Genomic DNA, 19,245 nt, shown 5'->3' with positions numbered 1-19,245 from the left:
GATCTTCGTCACGCCCTTCAGCGAGATCAGCGGCGCCGCGGTCGCGCCAGGAACGGGAGCAGGATTACTGGCCACCCCCGCCCCCCTGACGCCGCTGTCCGCCGCTGCGTCGCGCACCGCTTGCCGGCGCGGAGCCGTCGCCTGCCGCCAACTGGCCGGTGATGACCTCCTGCCCCGGCTTCAGATTGCCCGACAGGACTTCGGTGACGGTGCCGTTGGTATCGCCGGTGGTGATCTGCACCGCCTGCGGAGTACCGTCCGCACCCTTCACGTACACCGTCTGCTGCGCACCACGGCCGAGCTTCGCGGTGCGCTCCGGCCGGTCGCGACGGGGGCGGAAAGTCAGCGACCCGGCGATGCCGCCCTGCCCGCCAGCCGCACCCGCCGCCGCGGGCTTGAACCGCAGCGCGGCGTTCGGCACCAGCAGCGCGTTGTCCTTGGCCGACGTGGTGATGTCCGCCGTCGCCGTCATGCCCGGCCGCAATATGCCGTCCGGGTTCGCCACGGTCAGGTCGGCGGCGTAGCTGACCACCTGTCCTGTCGTCGCCGTCGTCCCAGCGGTCGATGTCGACGCGGTCGCCGCGCTGACGGTCAGGTTCGAGCCGAGATCGACGCGGGTGATGACCGCCGGAAAGGTCCGGCCGGGGAACGCATCGACGGTGAAGTTCGCCTTCTGGCCCAGCTCCACCTCACCCACGTCCGCCTCGTCGATCGCGACCTCCAGCTTCATCTTGGTCAGGTCTTCGGCGATCACGAACAGGGTCGGCGTGTTGAACGACGCCGCGACGGTCTGGCCGGGATCGACCTGCCGCGCGAGCACCACGCCCGATACGGGACTGCGGATGATCGCGCGCGATCGCTGCGTCTGCGACTGCGCCAGCTGGGCACGGGCGGCGGCGACGTTCGCCTGCGCCGTCCTCAGGCCTGCAACGGCGCGCTGCGCATTGGCGCGCCCCGTTTGGAGTTCGGTGGCGGAAGGCACGCGGCCATTCGACAGCTTGTACACTTCCTCAAGGCGGCGAAGCTGCGCGTTCGCCTCCGCGACAGTCGCCTGCGCCTGCGCCACGCCCGCCTGATTGGCGGCAAGCGTCGCCTGCGCGGCGCGGATCTGGTCGTCGATCTGTTCGGGATCGATCAGCGCCAGCGCCTGCCCCGCCGTGACCCGGTCGTTCACGTCCACCACAACGCGCGTGACGAGGCCCGACAGCTGCGACCCGACCGTGACCTGATTGGTCGGGGCCAGCTTGCCCGTCGCCGACACGCTGACCGTCAGGTCGCCGCGCGCCACCGGTGCGGTCGAATATTCAACCTTGTCCGACCCGCCAAAGCACTTCGACAGCAGCAGCCCGAGCAACACGACGCCGATCGCGACGAACACCCATTTCACATAGCGCCGCCACGCCGGCACGGGCTTCACGCCCAGGAATTCGTCGGTGTTCGGGTCGGCCATCAGCGGGGTTCCGTCACGTTAGCGGCGCGGACGGTGTCGACGTCCGGTATGGTGTTCGCGTCCCAGCCACCGCCGAGTGCGACGTACAAAGCGACCAGCGCCGTCGCGGCATCCGACCGCGCTTGCGTCAAGCCGTTGCGGGCGGACAACAAGGCCGCCTCCTGCTGGTTGAGCGTGGTGAAGTCGGTCAGGCCGGAGCGGTACTGGCTGCGGCTGAGGATCGCCGAATTGTTGGCCGCATCGAGCGCGATGGCGAACTCCCGCTCACGAGCCTGCGCCGTGGTCAGCGCAACGATCGCGTTCTCGACATCCTCCAGCGCCAGTAGGACCGTGCCCTTGTACGACGCCAGCGCGGCCTCGGCGATCGCCTCCTGCCCGCGCACCTGACTGCGCAGCCGGCCGCCGTTGAAGATCGCCTGCGTCAGCCCCGCGAACAGCCCGCCGGTGATCGCGTCGCCGATATTGCCGATCGAGGTCGCGTTGGTGTTGATGTTGCCGGTGATCGCCAGCGCCGGGTATAGCCGCGCTTTCGCCACCCCGATCTGCGCCGTCGCCGCCGCCAGCGCCCGTTCCGCCGATCGCACGTCGGGCCGCTGGCGCAGCGTGTCCGCGGGAATACCGATGCCGACCGATGCGGGGCCGGTAGGGATCGGCTTCGCCGCCACCAGTTCGCCCTTCAGCGCGCCCGGTGCCTGCCCCGTCAGCACGCCCAGCCGCGATACCGCGGCGTTGTACTGCTGCTCCAGAGAAGGGATTGTCGCGGCAGTCTGCGCCCGCTGCACCCGCGCCTGCTCGGCATCCAGCGACGACACGAGGCCCGCCTGCACGCGGAACCCGGCAATCTCCAGATTGTCGTCCTGCAACGTCAGCGACGCGCGCGCATTGGCAATCTGCGCCTGATACGCGCGTGCCAGCACATAATTGCGCGCCGTCTCGCTCTGCACCGTCTGGATCACGCCGGCATAATCGTACCCGGCGGACTCATACTGCGCCCGCGTCGCCTCGACGGTGCGACGCAGTTCGCCGAAGATCCCGACCTGCCAGCTCGCCGACAACCCCACCGAAAAATTGTTGGTGCCGCCGCCGCCGGTGTCGACGACCGTCCCGTCCGGCAGCGTGAAGGACCGTCCGCCGCCGCGCAGATTCTCGTTGCGCTGGTAGCCGGTGGAACCTGACACCGTCGGCAACAGGCTGCCCCGGCTCTGCACCAGCGACTCCCGCGCCTGCCGCAACCGCGCGATCGCCTGTGCGACATCGGTGTTGTTGGCGGCGGCCTGCTCGACCAGCCGGCCGAGCACGGGATCGTCGAACCGGTTCCACCACCGCGTCAGATCCTCGCGCGTCGGCGCGCCCGGCACCGAATACGCCTCCGGCACGCCGAGCTCGGTAGGCGTGCGGGGACGGTAATCGGGACCGACGCTACACGCGCTGAGCGTCGCGGCGGATAGCAAAAGGACGCGGGCACGGACCATGCACGATGGATGGCGGGAGGGCGGCGGAGCGTCCAGCGCTTTTGTGTCGCAGTTTGTCGCGGGACTTCCCCGCTCCCACTCCGATCCTCCCCGTGCAGGGGAGGATCGATCCGTCGCCCTACTCCAGTTCCAAAATCACCTGATCCACGGCCAGGCTCTCGCCCGCTTTCGCCTCCACCGTCTTGACCACGCCCGACTTCCCGGCGCGCAGGATGTTCTCCATCTTCATCGCCTCGACCACCGCCAGCGGCTGACCCGCCTCCACACGGTCGCCCTCCGCCACGTCGAGCCGCACCAGCAACCCCGGCATCGGCGCGAGCAGGAAGCGCGACAGGTCGGGCGGCACCTTCTCGATCAGGTGCTCGGCATAGGCCCCCATGCGGGCCGGCAGCACGCGGGCGACATGGCTCGCGCCGCGCGTCGACAGGCGGAAACCGCTGCGCACCGGCTCCAGCTTCACCGTCAGCGGCACGTCGTCGGCCTCGACCTCCACGATCCGGTCGCCGGGCGTATATTCCATCGCCAGATCGAGTTCTTCACCGTCCACGAGAATGCCGTCCGTCGACACCGCGACGATGTGGTCGACACCGCCGATCCGCACCGTCCAGTCGGCCGGCGGGCGCAGCGTGCGACCGAGTTGCCCGTCGATCCGGCGCGCGCGATCCGCGTGCGCCGTCCCCGCGAAGGCCGCCACGGCCGCCAGCGTACGCAACAGTTCCGCCGACGCCGGGGCGCCGTGGAAGCCGTCCGGATATTCCTCCGCGATGAACCCCGTCGTGATCGCGCCCGAGCGAAAGCGCGGGTGCTGCATCAGCGCCGAGAGGAAATCGAGGTTCGTCCCCGGTCCCTCGATCTCGAACGCATCCAGCGCCGCGACTTGCGTATCGATCGCCTCCTCGCGCGTCGGCGCCCAGGTGATGAGCTTGGCGATCATCGGGTCGTAGAACATGCTGACCTCGCCGCCCTCGACCACGCCGTCGTCGACGCGGACGTAAGGCGTGCGGTCATCACGCTCCCCGGACGAATAGGGCGCGGCCGACGACTCCGGCGGCGCATAACGCACCAGTCGTCCGATGCTCGGCAGGAACCCGCGATACGGGTCCTCGGCGTACACGCGGTTCTCGATCGCCCAGCCGTCCAGCCGCACGTCGGGCTGCCCGAACGCCAGTGGCTCGCCCGCAGCAACACGGATCATCTGTTCGACCAGATCCAGTCCGGTGATCGCCTCCGTCACCGGATGCTCGACCTGCAACCGGGTGTTCATTTCCAGGAAGTAGAAACCCTGCCCGGTCGTATCCGCACCCGACACGATCAGCTCCACGGTACCGGCCGAATAATAGCCGACCGCCCGCGCCAGCGCGACCGCCTGCTCGCCCATCGCGCGGCGCATGTCGGGCGTGACGAAAGGCGACGGCGCTTCCTCGACCACCTTCTGGTGCCGCCGCTGGATCGAACATTCGCGCTCGCCGAGATAGACGATGTTGCCATGCTGGTCGCCCAGCACCTGAATCTCGATATGCCGCGGGGACTCGATGAACTTCTCGATGAAGACGCGGTCGTCGCCGAAACTCGCCAGCCCCTCGCGCTTGGTCGCCTCGAATCCCTCGCGCACGTCCTGCTCGCCGTACGCCAGCCGCATGCCCTTGCCGCCGCCGCCGGCGGAAGCCTTCATCATCACCGGATAGCCGATGTCGGATGCGATCCGCACCGCCTCGTCCGTGTCCGCGATCTCGCCCAGAAAGCCCGGCACGACGTTGACGCCCGCCGCCTTCGCCAGCTTCTTGGACTCGATCTTGTCGCCCATCGCAGCGATCGCGTTCGGCGGCGGCCCGACGAACGCGATCCCCGCCTCCGCGCACGCCCGTGCGAAACTCTCCCGCTCGCTCAGGAAGCCGTAGCCGGGGTGGATGCAGTCCGCGCCCGTCTCCTTCGCCGCGAGCAGGATCAGCTCCGCCTTCAGATAGCTCTCCGCCGCCGGTGCCGGCCCCAGCCGCACGGACTCGTCCGCGAGCAGGACATGCGGACTGCGCGCATCCGCATCGGAATAGACCGCGACCGTCGCGATCCCCATCCGCTTGGCGGTCCGCATCACCCGACACGCGATCTCGCCGCGATTGGCGACCAGGATTTTCTTGAACATCCTCTTCTCCCCTCCCGCTTGCGGGAGGGGCCGGGGGAGGGCCTGTCCGCAGCGGAATGACATTGGTTGTCGAGGAGGAGAGCCCCTCCCCCGGCCCCTCCCGCCCAGCGGGAGGGGAGCTATTCCGCCGCCACCCGCATCGGCTCCGCGCCCGCCATCGGCGTCAGGCCCAGCTTCGCGAACAGCGCGGCGTCCGCGCCGTCGCCGGCATTGCCCGTCGTCAGCAGCTTGTCGCCCGTGAAGATCGAGTTCGCGCCGGCCATGAAGCACAAGGCCTGCGTCGCCTCCGACATCGACTCCCGCCCCGCCGACAGCCGTACCATCGACAGCGGCATCGCGATCCGCGCCACCGCCACCGTCCGCACGAACTCGATATCGTCGATCTTCGCCATCGGGGTACCCGCCAGCATGTCGCCCAGCGGCGTCCCCCTCACCGGTACCAGCGCATTGACCGGCACGCTTTCGGGGTGGCGCGGCAACGTCGCCAGCGCGTGGACGAAACCGACGCGGTCCTGCCGCGTCTCGCCCATCCCGACGATCCCGCCGCAGCAGACGGATATCCCCGCCTCGCGCACGTTCGCCAGCGTATCCAGCCGGTCCTGAAAGGTGCGCGTGGTGATGACGTTGCCGTAATTCTCCGGCGAGGTGTCGATATTGTGGTTGTAGTAATCCAGGCCCGCATTGGCCAGGCGCTGCGCCTGCGCCGGCTCCAGCATCCCCAGCGTCATGCAGGTCTCCAGCCCCATGTCGCGCACGCCCTCGACCATCCGCACGATCGCGTCCATGTCGCGGTCCTTGGGGTTACGCCACGCCGCGCCCATGCAGAAACGCTGCGACCCCGCCGCCTTCGCCTCCGCCGCGCTGGCCAGCACGGCGTCGACATCCATCAGCTTCTCCGCCTTCAGGCCGCTGTCGGCGCTGGCGGATTGCGAACAGTATCCGCAATCCTCCGGACAGCCGCCGGTCTTGATCGACAGCAACGTGCAAAGCTGCACCTCGCCCGCCGCGTGATGCGCGCGGTGCACCGTCTGCGCGCGGAACATCAGTTCGTCGAACGGCAGGTCGAACAGGCCGGCGATCTCCGCGCGGGTCCAGTCGGTGCGCAGCATCGGCGCCACCGCATCCCGGCGCTCAGCAGTCAAAACAGTCACTCAGGCGGCCTCCAGTCGATCGTTGGAACGTCGCGCGGCATAGTCCGCCAGCGCGCTCGCGTAAAACGGTGCGGCCTTGCGGCCCTGTTCGCCGGCGGGCTGCGCGGCGATTCCGGCGGCGACGCGCGCCAGCGTCGCGGGCTCCACCGCGTCCAGCCGCGCAACCGCGATGCCGATCGTGAACAGCACCGCGCCCGTCTGCGGCAGCTTGCGCAGCGTCTGCCGCTCGCACCGCACGAACAGCGTCTCGCCGGCATTGTCGGCGATCACGTGGGCGAAACGCTCGGCCGCGTCATCCTCGGGCAAGTACCGCAACGCGTCGCTCGCCACCACGAACCAATTGGCGCGGCCGAACACCGCCCCCGGCGTCAGCGTGTCGAGGAAGTGATCCACCCCCGCCGACAATTGCTCCGCATAGCCGTGGATCGGCGCATGGATCGCCCCGACCGGCAGCCCGATCTTGTCGGCCAGCCGCCAGTCGGTTGGAAACGCCACCGCGCCGGCGGTCAGAACGAAGCGCCCCTCCCCGTCACGCTCCAGAACGCAGAGATCCTCCCACGTCACCGCCGCGGCGTCGCGCAGGTCGCCACCGATCTCGACCAGCGCGGCCACCTCCGCCTGCGCCGAGGCCGATCCGGGCAGCGACTGCACCGCACCCGGAAGGCCCAGCCCCTCCAGCCGCGCCGCGCGGTCGAACTCCGGCCACAGCCAGGCCTCCGCCGGCACGCGCGACAGGCCCATGCGCAGCGCCCCGCCGCCACGGCCCGCACGCACCAGCGCATCGACGGTAAAACCCAGCGTCACCCGCGTCCGCTCACGCCGCATCCGCCTCGGCAGGCGGCATGTTGTGGCCCAGCAGGCGCAACACCTCCTCCGCCGCCGCGATCAGGTTCGTGCCCGGCCCGAAGATCGCCTGCACCCCGGCGTCGCGCAAAGTCTGGTAATCCTGCGCCGGGATCACCCCGCCGGCGATGACCTTGATATCGGCCCGCCCCGCCTCGCGCAGATGCCCGATCAGTTCCGGGATCAGCGTCTTGTGCCCCGCCGCCAGCGAGGACGCGCCGACCACGTCGACATCCTTTTCCAGCGCCAGCACCGCGGCCTCCTGCGGAGTCTGGAACAGCGGCCCCGGCACGATCTCGAACCCCAGATCGGCGAACATCGACGAGACGAGATTCGCCCCGCGGTCGTGCCCGTCCTGCCCCATCTTCGCCACCAGCATCCGCGGCTTGCGCCCCAGCCGCCGCTCCGTCGCCTCGACCCCGTCCGTCAGCCGCGTCCAGCGCACGTCGTCGCCATACGCGCCGCCATAGATGCCGCTGACCGGCGTCGGCTGAGTCCCGTACCGCCCGAACGCCACTTCCATCGCCGCCGAGATCTCTCCCAGCGTCGCCCGTGCCCGCGCCGCCTCGACCGCCAGCGCCAGCAGATTGGCGCTACCCGCCGCCCCGTCGCGCAACGCGCTCAACGCCGCCGCGCACGCCGCCTCGTCCCGCGATGCCCGCACGCTCGCCAGTCGCGCGACCTGCGACTCCCGCACCGCGACGTTGTCGACATCGAGGATGTCGATCGGGTCCTCGTCCTTCAGCCGGTATTTGTTGACGCCGACGATCACGTCCTCGCCGCGATCGACCCGCGCCTGCCGCGCCGTCGCGGCTTCCTCGATCATCGCCTTGGGCCAGCCTTTGGCGACGGCGGCGGCCATGCCGCCCTCCGCCTCGACGCGCTCGATGATCGCCCACGCCTTGTCGACCAGTTCCTGCGTCAGCGCCTCGACATAGTAACTGCCGCCGAGCGGATCGACGACCTTGGTCATCCCGGTTTCTTCCTGGATCACGATCTGCGTGTTGCGCGCGATCCGGGCGGAAAAGTCGGTCGGCAGCGCGATCGCCTCGTCCAGCGCGTTGGTGTGGAGCGACTGCGTCCCGCCCAGCATCGCCGCCATCGCCTCGATCGTGGTGCGGATGACGTTGTTGTACGGGTCCTGCTCCTGCAACGACACGCCGCTCGTCTGGCAATGCGTACGCAGCATCTTCGACCGTTCGTCCCTGGCGCCCAGTTCGGTCATCACCCGGTGCCACAACGTCCGCGCCGCGCGCAGCTTGGCGACTTCCATGAAAAAGTTCATGCCGATCGCGAAGAAGAACGACAGGCGACCGGCGAACTTGTCGATGTCCAGCCCCGCCGCCATCGCCGCGCGCGCATATTCGCGACCGTCGGCGATCGTGAAGGCCAGCTCCTGCACCTGCGTCGCGCCGGCTTCCTGCATGTGATAGCCGCTGATCGAGATGCTGTTGAACTTCGGCATCTCGGCGGATGTGTAGGCGATGATGTCCGCGATGATCCGCATGCTCGGTTCGGGCGGATAGATGTACGTATTGCGGACCATGAACTCCTTCAGGATGTCGTTCTGGATGGTCCCGTCGAGCAGCTTGCGGTCGACGCCCTGTTCCTCGCCCGCGACGATGAAGAATGCCAGGATCGGGATCACCGCGCCGTTCATCGTCATGCTGACCGACATCTGGTCGAGCGGGATGCCGTCGAACAGGATCTTCATGTCCTCGACGCTGTCGATCGCCACGCCCGCCTTGCCGACATCGCCCGTCACGCGCGGATGGTCGCTGTCGTAACCGCGGTGCGTCGCCAGATCGAACGCGACGGACAGCCCCTTCTGCCCAGCCGCCAGATTGCGGCGATAAAAGGCGTTCGACGCCTCCGCGGTGGAGAAGCCCGCATATTGCCGGATCGTCCACGGTCGCCCCGCATACATCGACGCGCGCACCCCCCGCGTGAACGGTGCGAAGCCGGGCAGGCCGGGATCGCCCACCTTCTCCGGCGTCACGTCCGCCGCGGTGTAGAGCGGCTTGACGTCGATCCCCTCCGGCGTGCGCCACGTCAGGTCGCGGCCCTTCACCTCCTTCGCGGCGGCGGCGTTCCAGTCGGTCAGCGTCGGCTGCACCACCGGTTCGGGCTGCGCAGGCGGTGGCGGTGCGGCACCGGCATCCTCACCGATATTGGTCTCGATCTCGGCCATCTACTCGCCCTTGAACACCGGCTTGCGCTTTTCGAGAAAGGCTCGCCCGCCCTCCATCGAATCCGCGGACCCGCGTGCGGCGCGCTGGTTCTCCGCCTCCGCCAGCATCGCCGCCGCGTAATCGCTCTCCAGCGCCGCCGCCAGGCCACGCCGCATCAGGCCCAGCGCCACCGTGGGCCCCGCCGCCAGCCGCGCCGCCAGCGCGAACGCCTCCGCGTCCAGCGCGTCGTCCGCGACCACCCGGTGGATCATGCCCCAGTCGAGCGCCTTCGCCGCCGGGATCTTCTCACCCAGCATCATCATCTCGGCCGCCCTTGCCCGCCCGATCAGCCGCGGCAGCATCCACGACGCGCCACCATCCGGCACCAGCCCGATATTGACGAACGCCTGAAGGAAATACGCGCTTTCGCTCGCAACGCAGAAATCCGCCGCCAATGCCAGCGAACACCCGATCCCCGCCGCCGGCCCGCGCACCGCACTGACCACCGGCACGCCCAGTTCGGCCACCGCGAGCATCCCCGGATTGTAATGCTCCGTCAGCGCCGCAAATGTCGCGTTGCCGGGATCGTCCGCGCCCAGCGCCCCGCCCGCAACATCCGCACCCGAGCAGAACGCCCGTCCCGCCCCCGCGATCAGAACCGCCCGCGCGCCGCCGAGATCACCCAGCGCCGCGCGCAGGTCGTCGAACATCGCCGGCGGTGCGGCGTTCAACCGCTCCGGCCGGTTCAGCGTCACGACCAGCACGTCGCCGCGCCGCTCGCTCAGGATATGCTCGTACCCGGCCATCAGTGGCTCCCGTCCCGCGGCGTTTCCATCAATTCGATCAACAGTCCGCCAAAGTCGCGCGGATGCACGAACACGATCGGCGTCCCGTGCGCCCCGATCCGCGGCGCCCCCAGCACCCGCGCGCCTTTCGCTATCATGTCCGCGACCGCGACATGGATGTCCGGCACCTCGAAACACAGATGATGCTGTCCCCCGGCAGGATTTTTCTTGAGAAACCCCGCGATCGGCGACGCCTCGTCCAGCGGCTGGATTAACTCGACCTGCGTGTTCGGCGCATCGACGAAACACACCCGCACGCCCTGCTCCGGCAGATCGAACGGCTCGCCAATGACGGTCGCGCCGAGCAGGTTGCGATACGTCTCCACCGACGCCTCGATCGATGACGTCGCAACGCCGACATGGTTCAGGCGACCTAGGGTCATCGATCGTTACCAACCACGCGCGGTCACTCCTGAATCAACGCGGCGACCCGCGCCAGCGCAAGCGGTTTGTATCCCGTGATCGTCGCAAGCGGTTGTCCTGCCCTGTCGTATACGAGGGTGCGCGGTATCAGATTGTCGGACCGCCCGGTCAGCTTGCCGATCAGCGCTTCTGCCATCACGGCGTAATCGGCGGGGCCCGATCCCGCGGCCTGAAGAAAATCGGCGCGATCCTCTGGCTTTGCGTGATCGTCCCGAACGTTCAGCGCGATGAAGTTGATCTCCTCGGGGCCAACTGCCTGTCTGAGCCGCTTAAGATCGGGCGCCTCTTGACGACAGGGGCCGCACCAACTTGCCCAAAGATTAATGATGGTCGGTCGTCCACTACGAACGATATCGCGCAACTGAGCGCGTCGCCCATCTGGCATGATTATCGGCAGCGTAACGCTCGACGCCAAGCTAGGAGGCAGAGGCTCGCTGTCGAATGTGCGCGCCGCAACGAACAGCACAACACAAGCAGCTAGCAGCAGCACCGCGAAGCCTATCCAGAGCCGCTTCCAAAACTTCCACGTTCTCGCGTAGGTCGGAGTAGCGGCAGTCGAAAGATCCTCCGCCATCACTCTTCGATCCGCCGCTGACGTGACGCCATCGCCGCGCCTTCGATCACGCCTTCCAACCGGCTGACGCGGTCGCGGAGTTCGCCGTGCGCTTCGGCCAGACGAGCAAAGGAGTCGGACTGGCTCTTCACGCTCTCCTTCAACTGCCGGATATCCTCCTGCATCATCAGGACCGTGCGCAGAGCTTGCAGCGCATCGCCGAAACCGCTCACGGTCGCGGAACCTCGCGAGCGAGCACGGCATCGACCCGGCGGTTAGCCTGCTCGATGGCGTCGATCGCCTCACGGATGTCGGCGCGCATCTTCGGTACAGCCTCTTCGACTTCCCGCACCAGGAGGCCCAGCTGCTCCTGATCGTCCGTAACCGCCTCGGCGATGTAGCGTGCCGATGCCTCGCGGACGACATGGCCGACCGACTTGCCGTTGCTGGCAGCGAAGGCATCCAGCGCCGCCTTGTGATCCGGGGTGGTCAGAAACGTCACGCGTTCGGTCTGCATGTCGGCACTCCTTCACATGACCTTACAATGTTCAGGAGTATTGCTCACAACGGAATGTTGTCATGCTTCTTCCACGGGTTCTCCAACTGCTTGCCCCGCAGCTTGCGCAAACCCAGCGCAATCCGGCGGCGCGTCGAGTGCGGCTGGATCACCTCGTCGATGAAGCCCTTCGCCGCCGCCACGAACGGGTTGGCGAAGCGCGCCTCGTACTCCGCCGTCCGTTCGGCGATCTCGTCCGGCGTCTTGCCGCGGAAGATGATCTCGACCGCGCCCTTCGCGCCCATCACCGCGATCTCCGCGGTTGGCCACGCATAGTTCAGGTCGCCGCGCAGATGCTTGGACGCCATCACGTCGTACGCGCCGCCATACGCCTTGCGCGTGATGACGGTGATCTTCGGCACGGTCGCCTCGGCATAGGCGAACAGCAGCTTCGCGCCGTGCTTGATGATCCCGTTATGCTCCTGCGCCGTACCCGGCAGGAAGCCGGGCACGTCGACGAACGTCACGATCGGAATCTCGAACGCGTCGCAGAACCGCACGAAGCGCGCCGCCTTCTTCGACGAATTGATGTCCAGCACCCCCGCCAGCACCATCGGCTGGTTCGCGACGATGCCGATCGTCCGCCCCTCGATCCGGCCGAAACCGCACAGGATGTTGCCAGCGTGAGCGGGCTGAATCTCGAAGAAATCGCCCTCGTCGACCGTCTTCCGGATCAGCTCGTGCATGTCGTACGGCTGATTCGCTGACGCCGGGATCAGCGTGTCGAGACTATCCTCGACCCGGTCCCACGCATCGGCGGTCGGACGCTCCGGCACCGGTTCGCGGTTCGACAGCGGCAGGAAGTCGATGAAGTCGCGCGCCGCCAGCAGCGCCTCGATGTCGTTCTCGAACGCCACGTCGGCGACGCTGGTCTTGGTCGTGTGCGTGATCGCGCCGCCCAGCGCCTCCTGCGTCACGACTTCGTTCGTCACCGTCTTGACCACGTCGGGGCCGGTCACGAACATGTAGCTCGAATCCTTCACCATGAAGATGAAGTCGGTCATCGCCGGCGAATAGACCGCGCCGCCCGCGCATGGCCCCATGATGAGCGAAAGCTGCGGCACCACGCCGGACGCCAGCACGTTCCGCTGGAACACCTCGGCATAACCGCCGAGCGACGCCACGCCCTCCTGGATGCGCGCGCCGCCGCTGTCGTTCAGGCCGATCACGGGTGCGCCGACCTTCAGCGCCATGTCCATGATCTTGCAGATCTTCGCCGCATGCCGCTCCGACAGCGATCCGCCGAACACGGTGAAATCCTGGCTGAACACGAACACCAGCCTGCCGTTGATCGTGCCCGATCCGGTGACCACGCCGTCGCCCGGCACGATCTGGTCCTGCATGCCGAAATCGACGCAGTTGTGCTCGACGAACATGTCGAGTTCTTCGAAGCTGTCCTCGTCGAGCAGTACGTCCAGCCGCTCGCGCGCGGTCAGCTTTCCCTTGGCGTGCTGGGCGGCGATCCTACGCTCTCCGCCGCCCAGCTTCGCCGCCGCGCGTTTCGCCTCCAGCATTGCGATGGTAGACGACATGGCAGTTCCTCTCGCAGACGCGGCAGCGCGCTTCCTGCCTGCGAGTCACTGCTCGCGCAAATGTGAAGTTGCGAAGTTGCGAACGGAGAGGTTGTAAACTACTGCGCGACCATGCCGAAACCCCGCCTCTACGCCGGCGAGCAACTCCGCGAGCTGCGCCGCGCCGCCGGCCTTAACCAGCGCGCGATGGCGACGCGGCTCGGCCTGTCGGTCAGCTACTTGTCGCAACTCGAAAGCGGTGAGCGACCGCTGACCGCCAGCGTCGTCGCCGTCCTCGCCCGCCATTATCCGCAGGCGCTTGCCGCGATCGAGGGTGAGGCGCCCGCCCGCCGCCTCGCCGCGATCAACGCCGCGCTGGGATCGGACGCCGGCGCGCGTCTGGCCGAGGAACGCCCGGAGGTGGCGGATCGCCTGATCGCCCTCCACGAGGCCGCCCGCGCCGCCGAGGAACGCCTCGCGCTGGCGGAGGAGACGATGACCACCGGCACCGCAGCGCGCCTGCCGTGGGAGGCGGTGCGCGATTGGTTTCACGAGGCCGGCAACTATATCGACCCGCTCGACCGCGCCGCCGAAGCGCTCGCCGCCGAACTCGGCGCGATCGAAGGCGACGCCACCCTGCTCGCCGCGCTCGCCCGCCACAATGTGACGATCGGCTCGGACCGCGACGCCGACGCACCGACCGCGCGCAGCGGCGACGGAACGCTCGTCCTCAACGCCGCGCTGCCCGCCGAAAGCCGCCGCTTCCAGCTCGCGCATCGCCTCGCCGCATTGTCGTTCCCCGACATCGTCGCCACGGTCATCGAAGCATCTGGACTGGAGAGCGAGGAGGCGCGCCGCCTGCTCCAGATCGGCCTCGCCAACTACGCCGCGGGCGCGCTGCTGATGCCTTACGCCCGCTTCCGCACCTCGGCGCGCGAGGTGCGTCACGATATCGACCGCCTCGCCCGCCGCTTCGGCGTCAGCTTCGAACAGGCGTGCCACCGCCTGTCCACGCTTCAGCGCCCGCAGGAGGAGGGGGTCCCGTTCTACTTCTGTCGTGTCGACATGGCCGGCAACGTCACGAAGCGCCACTCCGCCACCCGCCTCCAGTTCGCGCGCTTCGGCGGCACCTGTCCCTTGTGGATCGTCCACGAAGCCGCCGCGATCCCCGATCGCATCCTCGTCCAGCATGCGGAGACGCCCGACGGCGTCCGCTACGTGACGATGGCGAAGGGGCTGGTGAAACCATCCGGCCGCTTCACCCGCGCACCGCGCCGCTATGCCGTCGCGCTGGGGTGCGAGGCCGTGCACGCTGCGGATTTCGTCTATGCCGACGCCGTCGACCGCACCGGGCCACCGACGCCGATCGGCACCTCCTGCCGCCTCTGCCCCCGCCCCGATTGCGACCAGCGTGCCTTTCCCCCGGCCGACCGCCGCATCGCGGTGGAGCCGGAGACACGGCGCATCGTGCCGTACCGGATCGTGTAGCGGTCCCTTTCGGCTAACTGCCTCCCCCGTTCGGCCTGAGCGTAGTCGAAGGCCATGCGCCAAGCCACGGTGCCTCGACGGCGCTCAGCACGAGCGGATAGGGGGATAGATAATGAAGTAGCAGCGGCCGATCGAAAGTTGGAGTGCGCGAGGCTGAACGTCCCATTCAGGAACAGCCGCCCCCCGCCGCGGGTTACCCCGACATGGACCTGCCACCACCCCCGATCCCAGACCCTGCCCGAACCAGTCTGTTCCTCGACTTCGACGGCACCCTCGTAGACCTCGCCGCGACCCCGGACGGCGTCACCGTCAGCCCTGAGCTCGGCACCCTGCTCCGACGTCTCGGGGAAGCAATGCCCGGCCGCGTCGCGATCGTCAGCGGCCGTTCGGTCGCGCAACTCGACGCGATGCTCGGCGACCACCTTGCCGGCATCGCCATCGCCGGCAGCCACGGGGCCGAGCGCCGCACTCCCGACGAAGGCCATGTCCTGCCCGACCGCACAGCCCCTCTCGAACGTGCCGTCGCCGAGCTTCAGCCCTATGCCGATGCCAACGGCCTGATTTTCGAAGCCAAAAGCCTTGGTGCCACGCTCCACTACCGTGCCGACCCGTCACGCGAAGAGGCCGCCGTCGCGATGGCGGAGGAGGTTGCAGCCCGCCACGGCCTTCACGCCGGTCGCGGCAAGATGATGATCGAGGTCCGCCTGCCCGGTGACAAGGGTAGCGCGTTGAGAACCTTGCTCGACTCCGCCGCGATGACCGGCACCGAACCCTGGTTCCTGGGCGACGACGTGACCGACGAGGATGGGTTCGCCGCGGCGCAGGCACTCGGCGGCGCGGGCATCCTCGTAGATCCGCCCCGCACCACGAAGGCGCGCTACCGACTGGACGATGTCCCCGCCGTCCACGACTGGCTCGCCAAAATCGCCGACTCGGCCAAGGAGCCTGCGGCATGAGCCGCCTCGTCGTCATCTCCAACCGCGTCGCCGTGCCGAAACAGGGCGAAAGCGGCAATCAGGGCGGCCTTGCCGTCGCTCTTCAGTCGGCGCTGCGCCAGCATGGTGGCCTCTGGTTCGGCTGGTCGGGGGAGACGACCGAACAGTTCACCGGCACGATCCACGATGCCGAGGGCGCGGGCATCACCACCGCCACGATCGACCTCGAAGAACAGGATATCGAGGAATATTACAACGGTTTCGCGAACCGCACCCTGTGGCCGCTCTTCCACTACCGTATCGACCTGACCGAGTTCGAACGCGATTTCGAGGGCGGCTACCAGCGCGTCAACCAGCGGTTCGCCGACACCGTCGCGCCGCTGATCGAGGACGACGATCTCGTCTGGGTCCACGACTATCACCTGATCCCGCTCGGCAAGAAGCTGCGCGAGGGCGGGCTGCGCAACCGGCTCGGCTTCTTCCTGCACACGCCGTGGCCGCCGACACGGCTGCTGACCGCGCTGCCCAGCCACCGCAAACTGGTAGAATCGCTGTTCGCCTATGACGTGGTCGGCTTCCATACCGAGGACTGGCTCGACAGTTTCCACCATTATGTCACCAGCCTGATGGGCGGCACCGTCGACGGCACGCGCGTGACGGTCGGCGACCGGACCATCTGCGCGATCATCGCTCCGATCGGCATCGACACCGCCGAGTTCGAAGCCGCCGCCACGTCCGACGAAGCCCGCTTCGCGCGCGAGCGGATGTACATGTCCGCCACCGGCCGCAGCCTGATCGTCGGCGTCGACCGGCTCGACTATTCCAAGGGCCTGCGCCAGCGCTTCCTCGGCTATGAACGCTTCCTCGCCAGCCAGCCCGAACGCCGCGGCCTGACCAGCTTTCTCCAGATCGCCCCACCCAGCCGCGAAAAAGTCGACACCTATCAGGAGATTCGTGGCGACCTCGACGCGCTGTCGGGACGGATCAACGGCGAATATGCCGATATCGACTGGACGCCGATCCGCTACGTCAACCGCGGCTATCCGCGGCAGGACCTCGCCGGCATCTTCCGCGCCGCCCGCGTCGCGCTGGTCACACCCCTGCGGGACGGCATGAACCTCGTCGCCAAGGAATATGTCGCCGCACAGGACCCGGAGGACCCCGGCGTCCTCGTCCTGTCGGTGTTCGCTGGCGCCGCCGAGCAGATGAAGGACGCGGTGCTGGTCAACCCGTACAGCGCGGAGGAGATGGCCGACGCCCTCGTCACTGCCCTGACCATGCCCCGCGAGGAACGCATCCGTCGCTGGCAGGCCCTGATCGCCGGCGTCCGCGAGCAGGACGTATTCTGGTGGTGCGCCCGCTTCCTCGACGCACTGGAAGCGGTCAAGGAACGTGAGATGGCGTAAGCCCGTCGGGCTTGCCCCCGACATTCACCGACAAAAGCAAATGACGGATATTTCATCATGGTCTAGGTTCAGCCCACCCGAACCGATGTGAGCGGCAAGCATGAACTATTTCCCGCTAGTATCGGCTGTTGCGTTGATCTGCTCGGCCGCCGAAGCCAGGCGTGAAGCTCCGCAAAGCTGGACCAAGGCTGGCGGTAGCTACACGCAGTATCAGGCCGACGGCGTAGAGTGCGCGAAGGTCGGTTATTTCAGGGATGTCGCGAACGACAAACCCGCCAAACAGTTCATCCGCGGTTTCGAAACCGCGGATCGGCTTCTGAACCTGCCTTCACCGATCGACAACGATAATCGGGCCTTCGCAGTAGCGCGAACGCAACCCTCCCGTAAAATGGTGCAAGTCCACGCCATTCAGGTCGGCGACGTCGAACGCTGCCTGATGGCGAGGGGCTATCGCAAGTTCACCCTGACGAAGGCCGAGGCAAACAAACTCGCATCATTCGACCGGGGAACGGACGCGAGACGCCGCTACCTCTTCGACATCGGTGTTTCGAGAAACGCCGACCCCGCCGCTAGGGCAGGGCCGAAACCACCGGCATCGTGAGCGCTCCAGCGAGCCGTCGCCAGAGACACCAACGCAGCCAACCGCCCTCAACCCCCTGCCCGCCCGACGGCGTTCCTCCCCGGGCTGGCCCATCACCGCATTCGCTTGCGTAAAATCCTATCCCGTGAGTAGACATTGACATCGGGTCGGGGAGGACAAGGTCATGCGGCATCTGTGGGTCGGGCTGGCGGTCGTGGCGTTGGCGTCGTGCAGCAAGGCACCGGACGGCAGCGCTCCGGGCGACGCCACCACGTCCGCCGGCGGCGTTGCCTTCGCCTATCGTTACGACTTCCGGCTGCCCGGTGCCCGGATCTCCGACGCGCAGGAGGGCCATGCCCTCGCCTGCGAGCAGTTGGGACCAGGCCGTTGCCGGATCACCGGCATGACCTATCGCGTCGACCCGTCGGGGCAGGTTTCCGCCAGTCTCGACCTCCGCGTCGCCAGTCCGATCGCCAGAAGAATGGGTCGGGAGGGCGTCAGGGCCATCGAGCAGGCCGGCGGCGCGCTGACCGGTGCCGAGATCACCGGCACCGATGCCGCCGGGGACATCGCGGCGGCCCAGATGGGCAAGGCGGATGCGCGCAGCGATCTGGCGGACGTCGACCGCCAGCTTGCCCGATCCGATCTGCCCGTCGCTATCCGTCGCGACCTTACCACGCGTCGCGCCAGCCTGATCGAAACGCGGCGGGTAGAGGATCAGGCCGCCGTCTCCGCACAGGCCAGCGTCACGACGACACCGATCGGCTTCACCTATCGGGCGGGTACGGGCGTCGGCCTGACCGCCCGGTTAGAGGAGGCCGGACAGGCGGGCTACGCGTCGCTCATCTGGACGTTGGTAACGGCGCTGACGCTGCTGGCGTATCTCGGGCCGCCGCTGATCCTGCTGCTGTTGCTCGCGCTGCTGTGGCATCGGGTCGGCCGACGCTGGTGGAGCCGCGCGTTCCCCCAGAAAGCTGTCGACTGACATTCGAAGAGGCAGAGCCGGGCCGCTCGACAGCGCGATGAGGCGCAGCGCGGTGCATGCCGGGGTTGACCCGGCATGCGTGGCGCCTCCGGTGACTAGGCGGCGGGCTCGGCAGGAGCCGCTGCTGCGGGAGCGCCGGCAGGAGCCGGCAGCGCTGCCCCCGCGGGCGGCGGCGGCGGCGCATCGCCGTGCGGTCCCTTCGGTCCGCGGTGATCCGGCCCCCCTTCCGGACCGCCGCCCGGGCCGCGACCACGACCCGGCGGCGGGCCCATTGGACGCAGCGACGTCACCTTGTTGGCTCCGTCGATCAGGAACGATGCGCGCAGCATGCCCCGGTCATAGCGGCCCTGCACGCCCACCGTCTGGCCGGCGGTCACCAGCGCGTTGTCGTCGCCGGCCCGGCCGAGGTCGACCAGCGCACGACCGGTGCCGTCGTCGGCGATGAACTTGTTACCGAACACTTCGGCGACGCGGGCGCGGACGGTGACGACACCCGTATCCGACGCGACGAGGCTGCGGATCGGCACCGGCCGCATCGGCGCCATCTCGATCGAGGGTTCGAGGGCGTGGCCCGCGACGATACCGGCCGTGCCGCCCGCGGCGAGCAGGACGACCGCGGCGATCGCCGCACGGGTCTTGGTGGTGAAGGTGGGAAGGGGCATGATGAACTCTCCGTGGTTGATGCCCCGCTTCTACGCCGTCGCTGCCACGCCACGCTGAACCGCGCGGTTCAGTT

The 19,245-nt window shown here is 68.2% G+C and carries 18 protein-coding genes; 5 read left to right on the top strand and 13 right to left on the bottom strand.

Translation table 11 applies throughout. The features are described from left to right. Positions 1-64 precede the first annotated feature (64 nt). From AC0CH8_RS07970 to AC0CH8_RS07915, 12 genes are all read right to left on the bottom strand, one after another. Positions 65-1,450, bottom strand: coding sequence for an efflux RND transporter periplasmic adaptor subunit (locus AC0CH8_RS07970; protein WP_465239417.1), 1,386 nt, complete (start codon positions 1,448-1,450; stop codon positions 65-67). After that, on the bottom strand, positions 1,450-2,922 hold the full coding sequence (locus tag AC0CH8_RS07965) for an efflux transporter outer membrane subunit (RefSeq protein ID WP_465239416.1): 1,473 nt from the start codon (positions 2,920-2,922) through the stop codon (positions 1,450-1,452). The genes AC0CH8_RS07970 and AC0CH8_RS07965 overlap by 1 nt, the downstream gene beginning before the upstream one ends. Positions 2,923-3,040: 118 nt before the next feature. Further along, the gene (locus AC0CH8_RS07960; protein WP_465239415.1) at positions 3,041-5,062 is read right to left on the bottom strand and encodes an ATP-binding protein; all 2,022 of its coding nucleotides are present in this window, start codon (positions 5,060-5,062) and stop codon (positions 3,041-3,043) included. A 119-nt stretch (positions 5,063-5,181) separates the two neighbouring features. After that, positions 5,182-6,171, bottom strand: coding sequence for a biotin synthase BioB (gene bioB, locus AC0CH8_RS07955; RefSeq protein WP_465239591.1), 990 nt, complete (start codon positions 6,169-6,171; stop codon positions 5,182-5,184). Between the two features lie 42 nt (positions 6,172-6,213). Further along, positions 6,214-7,017, bottom strand: coding sequence for a heme-dependent oxidative N-demethylase family protein (locus AC0CH8_RS07950; RefSeq protein WP_465239414.1), 804 nt, complete (start codon positions 7,015-7,017; stop codon positions 6,214-6,216). A 10-nt stretch (positions 7,018-7,027) separates the two neighbouring features. After that, complete coding sequence (scpA, locus tag AC0CH8_RS07945; RefSeq protein WP_465239413.1) at positions 7,028-9,247, bottom strand: methylmalonyl-CoA mutase; 2,220 nt, start codon at positions 9,245-9,247, stop codon at positions 7,028-7,030. Continuing rightward, a complete protein-coding gene (locus tag AC0CH8_RS07940) occupies positions 9,248-10,033 on the bottom strand; it encodes an enoyl-CoA hydratase-related protein (RefSeq protein ID WP_465239412.1) in 786 nt (261 codons plus the stop codon). After that, positions 10,033-10,455 (bottom strand): methylmalonyl-CoA epimerase, encoded by a 423-nt coding sequence (gene mce, locus AC0CH8_RS07935; protein ID WP_465239411.1) that lies wholly within the window; start codon positions 10,453-10,455, stop codon positions 10,033-10,035. Before mce ends, AC0CH8_RS07940 begins: the two co-directional genes overlap by 1 nt. Positions 10,456-10,478: 23 nt before the next feature. Then, the gene (locus AC0CH8_RS07930) at positions 10,479-11,069 is read right to left on the bottom strand and encodes a TlpA disulfide reductase family protein (protein ID WP_465239410.1); all 591 of its coding nucleotides are present in this window, start codon (positions 11,067-11,069) and stop codon (positions 10,479-10,481) included. Next, complete coding sequence (locus tag AC0CH8_RS07925; RefSeq protein WP_055845833.1) at positions 11,069-11,281, bottom strand: hypothetical protein; 213 nt, start codon at positions 11,279-11,281, stop codon at positions 11,069-11,071. Before AC0CH8_RS07925 ends, AC0CH8_RS07930 begins: the two co-directional genes overlap by 1 nt. Further along, a complete protein-coding gene (locus AC0CH8_RS07920; protein ID WP_465239409.1) occupies positions 11,278-11,565 on the bottom strand; it encodes a hypothetical protein in 288 nt (95 codons plus the stop codon). Before AC0CH8_RS07920 ends, AC0CH8_RS07925 begins: the two co-directional genes overlap by 4 nt. Positions 11,566-11,609: 44 nt before the next feature. Beyond that, complete coding sequence (locus AC0CH8_RS07915; RefSeq protein ID WP_465239408.1) at positions 11,610-13,136, bottom strand: acyl-CoA carboxylase subunit beta; 1,527 nt, start codon at positions 13,134-13,136, stop codon at positions 11,610-11,612. A gap of 111 nt (positions 13,137-13,247) precedes the next feature. Between AC0CH8_RS07915 and AC0CH8_RS07910 the strand changes: the two genes are divergently transcribed. The 5 genes from AC0CH8_RS07910 to AC0CH8_RS07890 all read left to right on the top strand — a co-directional run bounded on the left by AC0CH8_RS07910 (position 13,248) and on the right by AC0CH8_RS07890 (position 18,509). Next, complete coding sequence (locus AC0CH8_RS07910; RefSeq protein ID WP_465239407.1) at positions 13,248-14,603, top strand: helix-turn-helix domain-containing protein; 1,356 nt, start codon at positions 13,248-13,250, stop codon at positions 14,601-14,603. Between the two features lie 143 nt (positions 14,604-14,746). After that, positions 14,747-15,559 carry a trehalose-phosphatase gene (gene otsB / locus AC0CH8_RS07905; protein WP_465239406.1) on the top strand — a complete coding sequence of 271 codons (813 nt, stop codon included), beginning with the start codon at positions 14,747-14,749 and terminating at the stop codon, positions 15,557-15,559. Next, complete coding sequence (locus AC0CH8_RS07900) at positions 15,556-16,944, top strand: alpha,alpha-trehalose-phosphate synthase (UDP-forming) (RefSeq protein ID WP_465239405.1); 1,389 nt, start codon at positions 15,556-15,558, stop codon at positions 16,942-16,944. Before otsB ends, AC0CH8_RS07900 begins: the two co-directional genes overlap by 4 nt. Before the next feature lie 100 nt (positions 16,945-17,044). Then, positions 17,045-17,545: a hypothetical protein gene (locus AC0CH8_RS07895; protein WP_465239404.1), complete on the top strand. Its 501-nt coding sequence runs from the start codon at positions 17,045-17,047 to the stop codon at positions 17,543-17,545. A gap of 163 nt (positions 17,546-17,708) precedes the next feature. Beyond that, positions 17,709-18,509 carry a hypothetical protein gene (locus AC0CH8_RS07890; RefSeq protein ID WP_465239403.1) on the top strand — a complete coding sequence of 267 codons (801 nt, stop codon included), beginning with the start codon at positions 17,709-17,711 and terminating at the stop codon, positions 18,507-18,509. A gap of 95 nt (positions 18,510-18,604) precedes the next feature. Here AC0CH8_RS07890 and AC0CH8_RS07885 read toward each other — a convergent pair whose 3' ends face one another. After that, positions 18,605-19,171, bottom strand: a complete 567-nt coding sequence (locus AC0CH8_RS07885) for a hypothetical protein (protein ID WP_465239402.1) — start codon at positions 19,169-19,171, stop codon at positions 18,605-18,607. Between the last annotated feature and the right edge of the window lie 74 nt (positions 19,172-19,245).

Source organism: Sphingomonas sp. AC435, from assembly GCF_979253005.1.
This window is presented reverse-complemented; position numbering and strand designations above follow the sequence as displayed.

What these genes read in the sequence shown, in the direction of transcription:
- AC0CH8_RS07970 (WP_465239417.1), bottom strand. Translation starts at nt 1,450, where the DNA reads ATGGCCGACCCGAACACCGACGAATTCCTGGGCGTGAAGCCCGTGCCG.
- AC0CH8_RS07965 (WP_465239416.1), bottom strand. Translation starts at nt 2,922, where the DNA reads ATGGTCCGTGCCCGCGTCCTTTTGCTATCCGCCGCGACGCTCAGCGCG.
- AC0CH8_RS07960 (WP_465239415.1), bottom strand. Translation starts at nt 5,062, where the DNA reads ATGTTCAAGAAAATCCTGGTCGCCAATCGCGGCGAGATCGCGTGTCGG.
- bioB (WP_465239591.1), bottom strand. Translation starts at nt 6,171, where the DNA reads ATGCTGCGCACCGACTGGACCCGCGCGGAGATCGCCGGCCTGTTCGAC.
- scpA (WP_465239413.1), bottom strand. Translation starts at nt 9,247, where the DNA reads ATGGCCGAGATCGAGACCAATATCGGTGAGGATGCCGGTGCCGCACCG.
- AC0CH8_RS07940 (WP_465239412.1), bottom strand. Translation starts at nt 10,033, where the DNA reads ATGGCCGGGTACGAGCATATCCTGAGCGAGCGGCGCGGCGACGTGCTG.
- mce (WP_465239411.1), bottom strand. Translation starts at nt 10,455, where the DNA reads ATGACCCTAGGTCGCCTGAACCATGTCGGCGTTGCGACGTCATCGATC.
- AC0CH8_RS07930 (WP_465239410.1), bottom strand. Translation starts at nt 11,069, where the DNA reads ATGGCGGAGGATCTTTCGACTGCCGCTACTCCGACCTACGCGAGAACG.
- AC0CH8_RS07920 (WP_465239409.1), bottom strand. Translation starts at nt 11,565, where the DNA reads ATGCAGACCGAACGCGTGACGTTTCTGACCACCCCGGATCACAAGGCG.
- AC0CH8_RS07915 (WP_465239408.1), bottom strand. Translation starts at nt 13,136, where the DNA reads ATGTCGTCTACCATCGCAATGCTGGAGGCGAAACGCGCGGCGGCGAAG.
- AC0CH8_RS07910 (WP_465239407.1), top strand. Translation starts at nt 13,248, where the DNA reads ATGCCGAAACCCCGCCTCTACGCCGGCGAGCAACTCCGCGAGCTGCGC.
- AC0CH8_RS07900 (WP_465239405.1), top strand. Translation starts at nt 15,556, where the DNA reads ATGAGCCGCCTCGTCGTCATCTCCAACCGCGTCGCCGTGCCGAAACAG.
- AC0CH8_RS07895 (WP_465239404.1), top strand. Translation starts at nt 17,045, where the DNA reads ATGAACTATTTCCCGCTAGTATCGGCTGTTGCGTTGATCTGCTCGGCC.
- AC0CH8_RS07890 (WP_465239403.1), top strand. Translation starts at nt 17,709, where the DNA reads ATGCGGCATCTGTGGGTCGGGCTGGCGGTCGTGGCGTTGGCGTCGTGC.
- AC0CH8_RS07885 (WP_465239402.1), bottom strand. Translation starts at nt 19,171, where the DNA reads ATGCCCCTTCCCACCTTCACCACCAAGACCCGTGCGGCGATCGCCGCG.